This window comes from Mesorhizobium sp. M4A.F.Ca.ET.050.02.1.1 (genome assembly GCF_003997725.1).
Taxonomy (GTDB): Bacteria; Pseudomonadota; Alphaproteobacteria; order Rhizobiales; family Rhizobiaceae; genus Mesorhizobium.
Genome location: NZ_RZSG01000452.1, coordinates 1 through 4918, shown reverse-complemented (window position 1 = coordinate 4918; position 4918 = coordinate 1). Strand labels below are relative to the sequence as shown.

At 63.7% G+C, this 4918-nt stretch carries 5 protein-coding genes; 4 read left to right on the top strand and 1 reads right to left on the bottom strand.

Annotated elements, in window-relative coordinates; translation table 11 throughout:
- From EOA33_RS24210 to EOA33_RS24195, 4 genes are all read left to right on the top strand, one after another.
- On the top strand, positions 1-1860 hold a 1860-nt coding region (locus EOA33_RS24210; protein WP_127406770.1), incomplete at its 5' end, for a diguanylate cyclase.
- 261 nt (positions 1861-2121) lie between these two features.
- Positions 2122-2904 carry a methyltransferase domain-containing protein gene (locus tag EOA33_RS24205; protein ID WP_127406769.1) on the top strand — a complete coding sequence of 261 codons (783 nt, stop codon included), beginning with the start codon at positions 2122-2124 and terminating at the stop codon, positions 2902-2904.
- 80 nt (positions 2905-2984) lie between these two features.
- Positions 2985-3635: a cation transporter gene (locus EOA33_RS24200; protein WP_348628257.1), complete on the top strand. Its 651-nt coding sequence runs from the start codon at positions 2985-2987 to the stop codon at positions 3633-3635.
- A gap of 112 nt (positions 3636-3747) precedes the next feature.
- Positions 3748-3936, top strand: a complete 189-nt coding sequence (locus EOA33_RS24195; protein ID WP_127406768.1) for a DUF1059 domain-containing protein — start codon at positions 3748-3750, stop codon at positions 3934-3936.
- Here the strand turns inward: EOA33_RS24195 and EOA33_RS24190 are convergent.
- Positions 3933-4918, bottom strand: a 986-nt coding sequence (locus EOA33_RS24190; RefSeq protein WP_145989257.1) for an MFS transporter, incomplete at its 5' end; no start/stop codon positions are given. The genes EOA33_RS24195 and EOA33_RS24190 overlap by 4 nt on opposite strands.

Here is a 4918-nt window from a genome sequence, read left to right as displayed (position 1 = left end):
CTGCAGGACGGCGTCCCGCGCAAGTTCATCGACCCGGAGGAAGTGAACGCCATCCTGGCCGTTCCGATAGAACAGGGCGAGGACACGATCGTCGGCGCCGTGCTGCTGGAATATGATGCGGTGCTGCATGCCGCCGAGCAGCGCACCAACAGCCTGCTGTGGATGGTCGGCCTCAGCACCGCCGCCGCCATGCTGGTCGCGGCTGGCTTCGCCTGGGTGCTGCTCCGCCGTTTCGGCGCCGGCCTCTCGGACATGATGAACGGCATGCAGGCGCTGGCGCAGGGCGACGTCTTGACGCGCATCCGCCACGACCGCAAGGACGAATTCGGACAACTGGCCGACGGCTTCAACACGATGGCCGACCAGCTCGCGTCGGCGCGGGCGCATATCGAGGACATCGTCGAGACGGCGGCCGAGGGCATCGCGGTGCTCGACGGCGACGGCCGCATCGCCAGCGTCAATCCCGCGGCCACGACGATGATCGGCCGGCGCGCCGACAAGATCGTCGGCCTGCAATGGGACGCGGCGCTGAAGCTGCAAGACCCGAGAGGCGGCGACTTCGCCAGCGGAACGTCGCCCGTCGAGATGGCTTTGGCCACCGGACGCCAGCACCAGGGCGAAGTCCGGCTGACCATGTCGGACGGCTCGCAATTGCCTGTCATCGCCAGTTGCAGCCCGCTGAGCCGGTCGGAGGGCGGCCTGGTGCTGACGCTGAACGACATCAGCGAGCTGCGCCGCGCCGAAGGGGTCGTCAACGAGCGCGCCGACCAGCTGGCGGTCCTCAATCGCGAGCTGCACGAGAAATCGGAGACCACGACGCGGCTGGTCAAGCTCGGCGAATTGCTGCAGGCCTGCGTGACCTTCCCCGAGGCCTTCTCGGTGGTCGGCACGGCGATGACCGAGTTCCTCGGCGGCTTGAGCGGCAGCGTGCACCTGACCAGCGCCTCGCGCAACCTGGTGGAGGAGATGGCGCATTGGGGCGACGTCCGCTCGAGCGTCAACCAGTTCGCGCCGGAGGACTGCTGGGCGCTGCGGCGTGGCCAGGAGCATGTCGCCGGCCCGGGCATGCTGACGCCGCGCTGCGCCCACATCACCGAGAACGGCAAGAAGGGCTATGTCTGCATGCCGCTGGCGGCGCAAGGCGAGACGCTGGGCATCCTGCATCTGTGCGAGCCGAACGCAGCCGAAAAGCCGCAATGGCTGGCCGAGCGGCAGCAGATCCTGCGCGGCGTCGTCGACACGCTGGCGCTGGCGCTGGCCAATCTGCGCCTGCGCGAGACGCTCAGGCAGCAATCGATCCGCGATCCGAACACCGGCCTGTTCAACCGGCGCTATCTGGAGGAAACCAGCAGCCGCGAACTCAGGCGCATGGAGCGCTCGAGCCAGCCGCTGGCGATCATCATGCTCGACGTCGACCACTTCAAGCAGTTCAACGACACGTTCGGCCACGAAGCCGGCGACCTCGTGCTGAAGCAGGTCGCCGCAACGCTCATCGAGCATGCCCGCGACAGCGATGTCGTGTCGCGCTATGGCGGTGAGGAATTCGCGCTGGTCATGCCGGGAGCATCGCTCGAAGAGGGCGCCCAGCGCGCCGAGGCGCTGCGCCAGGCGATCAAGCAGCTGCATCTGGCGCATCGCGGCCGCACGCTCGGCACCGTGACGGCCTCATTCGGCGTCGCCGCCTATCCCGAGCATGGCGCGGGCTGGGCCGAGCTCACCAACGCGGCCGACCACGCGCAATACGATGCCAAGGCCGAAGGCCGCGACCGCGTCGTCGTCGCCAGGACCAATGCGCCGGGCGAGCGCCCGGCGATCCAGCTGGTGGCATCGGTGAAGGCGGGCGCGGACACCAAGGGTTGAGTTGCTTTCATCCGTCGGCCGACCACCTATGTCATGGCGGACGGTTACGCGATCGGCGCCCTGTCGGCCGGCATAATCGCCGACCTGTTCGGCCTAGCTGGACAATCGGTTCTGTCGCCGCACCAGCTTTCCTTTCCGGTACAGAAGTTGCGGTCGCCATGGCGGAGCGCTAACGCTGGCGCGCTTGCTTTGCGCTTGGGTCATTCACTGAATTCTCGTCATGCAGTATCCTGTCGAAAGGAGGGGTACAGGGAGGAGGAAATGACCAGCGCAGCGAGCGTGCCCTTCGATCGGAAGGACCTGGAGTCAAAAGTCAAGGCCATGTACCGCGACGTCGCCACGAACCCGAAAGGCGAGTTTCATTTCGAGATGGGTCGATCGCTGGCGGAGCGGTTGGGCTACAGCACTGAAGACCTCGATCGGATACCGGCAGAGGCGATCGAATCGTTCGCTGGTGTCGGTTACTTTTTTCATCTCGCCGACGTGAAGCCGGGAGAAACTGTGATCGATCTCGGCAGCGGCTCCGGTATGGATACCTTCATCGCGGCGTTGCGGGTCGGCGCGACGGGGAAAGTGATCGGCGTGGATATGACCGACGAACAGCTCGCGAAAGCATCCCGCCTGCGCGACAGTCACAGCTTCGATAACATCACTTACATGAAGGGTTATATCGAGGACGTTGAACTGCCCGCAGGGATTGCCGACGTGGTCATCAGCAACGGGGTGATCAATCTTGCAACCGACAAGCAGGCTGTCTTTCAGGAAACAGCTCGACTGTTGCGCGCCGGCGGCCGTCTCGCCATCTCCGACATCGTCACCGAGGTGCAACTGCCGGAAAATATCGTGTGCAACTCGACGCTGTGGGCCGCGTGCATCGGCGGTGCCGCGCAGCAGGACGACTATTGCACGAAGATCGAACACGCCGGCCTTCGCGTGGTCAAGCGCGAGGACAATCCGGCCTACGAGTTCATTTCGCAGAACGCGAAGGGGGCTAGCCGCAAGTTCGGCGTCAAAAGCGTGTCGATCCTTGCCGCCAAACCCTGAAAGCTGGCGCGGGCACCAAGGGCTGTTAAGCTTTCACATATCGGCCGACCACCTATATGCCTAGAGGAAAAGCATGGGAGATGGTGATGGGCGCTCAATGCTGCGGAGCCGATCACGACAATCACCCGGCTACGGATGAAGACGCATCATACAGGCGTGTTCTCTGGGCGGTGCTGGGTATCAACTCAGCAATGTTTGCGGTCGAGATCGGCGCTGGCGTTGCGGCTGGCTCTGCCTCGCTACAGGCCGATGCGCTCGATTTCCTTGGCGACGCCGGCAACTACGCGATCAGTCTCTTTGTGGTTGGCATGGCGCTTCGCTATCGCGCCCTCGCAGCGCTGGTCAAAGGCGCAACCATGGGACTGTTCGCAGCCTGGGTCATAGGGATAGCGGTTTGGAACACGGTTCACGGCACGCTGCCAGGGGCCTTCACGATTGGCGCAGTCGGCTTTGCTGCCTTGCTTTCGAACGCTGCTTCATTTGGTCTTCTATGGGCCCACAGGAGCGGCGATGCGAATATGCGCTCTGCGTGGATTTGCACTCGCAACGACGTACTCGGCAACCTCGCTGTCCTGGCTGCCGCCGCTGGTGTCTTTGGAACCGGCTCCGGCTGGCCTGACGCAGCTGTCGCCGGCATCATGGCAGCGCTCGCTGTTCAAGGTGCAATCGTTGTCACCAGCCAGTCGCTTGCCGAGTTGAACAGCCGTCGCCCTATGTCGCCAGCTGAATAGGAGAACACGCTAGCCGAACTTCGGCTAGAGGCGCCCTGGCATTCGAAAACTGTGAATCGACAAGCGCGCCACTTCCTCGCCTGCTAACCCGGCAAACCAGGGAGGCGTAGATATGGCCTATTCATATCGGTGCAAGGACTACCCTGGAATGGATGCCTGTTCAGGATCGTTCACGGCTGAGATTGAGACTGAACTCTGGAAACACATCGAGCTTCACGCCGCCATCGCTCATCAGGAGAACCCCGAGCAGTGGTCGCCGGAAGACCGGCAACAGATGAAAAAGATCATTCAGGCCAGCTAGCGCTTGGCGGTTTCCTGCATTGCAATGGCAACAATCGCGCCGGAGAGAAACGTCAAAGCGGCGATCGACGTGATCGCCCATGAGAGCCCGAAGCGATCGGCGATGAGCCCCGCTGAGAGCGCGCCGATCGCATAGCCGAGGTCGCGCCAGAACCGATAAACGCTGAGCGAGCGGGCGCGCCAGCTTGGATGCGAGGCGTCGGAAACCGCGGCGATCAGGCTTGGATAGACCATTGCCGTTCCAAGGCCGAGCAGAAGGCTGCCGACGAGCCACCACTCGAACCGGCTGGTAGCCGCGGTGAGAAACAGGCCGCCGGCCTGGATCCACATTCCGGCGACGATCAGGCCTTTGCGACCCCAGCGATCGCTCAAGGGGCCGGTGACGATCTGCAGGATTCCCCAGGTCGCGGGGTAGATCGCCTTCAGGATGCCGATGCGCTCGACGCCAAGCCCGAAGGAGGCGAAGAACAATGGGAAAATACCCCAGCTCATGCCGTCGTTGAGGTTGTTGACGAGGCCCGCTTGCGACGCCGCGAACAGATTGCGATCCCTGAACGAGGTCAGCGCAAATACCTCCCGGAAGCCGATCGGCACGGATTGCTGTCCGTGAGCGGATGCCTCCAGCCGGAGGTGGTCGCGCGTGTCGCGGATGAGCACGATCGACAGCACGGCGCCGATTACGGCGTAGCCTATGCCGAGATAGATGGGCACGGGACGCAGACCGTACCGCGAGGCAAGATAGCCGGTGAGGAACGCCGTCACGCCGACGGCCAGGTAACCGGCAAATTCATTGAGGCCGACGGCGAGGCCGCGCGATTTCGGGCCGACGAGGTCGACCTTCATGATGACCGTCATCGACCAGGCGAGCCCCTGGTTGATGCCGAGCAGCGCATTGGCCGCAATCACCCATCCCCAGCTCGGGGCCCAGATGATCATGAACGGAACCGGCAAGCCGACAAGCCAGCCGAGGACGAGAACGCGCT

Excerpts from the sequence above, each read along its gene's own strand:
- EOA33_RS24200 (WP_348628257.1), top strand. The coding sequence starts at position 2,985 with ATGGTGATGGGCGCTCAATGCTGCGGAGCCGATCACGACAATCACCCG.
- EOA33_RS24205 (WP_127406769.1), top strand. The coding sequence starts at position 2,122 with ATGACCAGCGCAGCGAGCGTGCCCTTCGATCGGAAGGACCTGGAGTCA.
- EOA33_RS24195 (WP_127406768.1), top strand. The coding sequence starts at position 3,748 with ATGGCCTATTCATATCGGTGCAAGGACTACCCTGGAATGGATGCCTGT.